Source organism: Herbiconiux daphne (assembly GCF_024979295.1).
Classification (GTDB): domain Bacteria; phylum Actinomycetota; class Actinomycetes; order Actinomycetales; family Microbacteriaceae; genus Herbiconiux; species Herbiconiux daphnes.
Window position 1 is genome coordinate 1 of the sequence record NZ_JANLCJ010000581.1, and the last position, 592, is coordinate 592.

Consider the following 592-nt stretch of genomic DNA (forward strand, 5'->3'; position numbering starts at 1 on the left):
ACTTCTCTGAAATATGTATCGACTGAGATAGTCGCTGTGATATGTGTCCATTGTGACATTGTTTGCTCCTATAATTCTAAGTCTTGTGTGGCACGGATAGTTACATTTTTGAAAAAACCTAAGCGTTTTAACTCCTCCAAGTGGTGCTGGATTTCTTTGACCGTTTGAAAGTCGTCTGTGTGAATTTCTCCGTTGAATGACTTCAATTTGCCTTCTTTCCAAAGTCCGTTAAAAAATAAGATTTCGGCGGCTGTTTCAGGTTCAACTGTAACACCTTTCAAAGGTGTGTGACGACTTGTTTCTACCGAAAATTTAAAATGAATCATCAATAGCTCCTCACTCTTACACCGATCGGGCGCACTTCAAAATCAAGTACGTTACCAGTGTTACTGATTACAGTTGAATTGTTAGGTGCAAGGATAAGTTTACCTCCGTCACCTGCTTTATTGATAGCTTCCCAAAAAGCAGCTTGTGCCTTTTGGTCAGTCGGCATTTGCTGTTGCATTGCTCCACCTCGATTAAGTTTTCTCGTTCCATGAACGTATTAACACGTTGTTCAATTTCTTCAAGCGGGTAGCTGTCACGAACTGCG

2 protein-coding genes are annotated in these 592 nt (G+C 40.9%); both read right to left on the reverse strand.

What is annotated here, in order from left to right; translation table 11 throughout:
• Positions 1-68: 68 nt before the first annotated feature.
• Entirely contained in the window at positions 69-326 is a 258-nt protein-coding gene (locus N1032_RS26560) for a hypothetical protein (protein WP_259543653.1), read from the reverse strand.
• Positions 327-393: 67 nt separating this feature from the next.
• The coding region (locus tag N1032_RS26565) for a hypothetical protein (protein ID WP_259543654.1) at positions 394-592 on the reverse strand (199 nt) is incomplete at its 5' end.

Coding starts and splice junctions, on each gene's coding strand:
- N1032_RS26560 (WP_259543653.1), bottom strand. CDS start 326: ATGATTCATTTTAAATTTTCGGTAGAAACAAGTCGTCACACACCTTTG.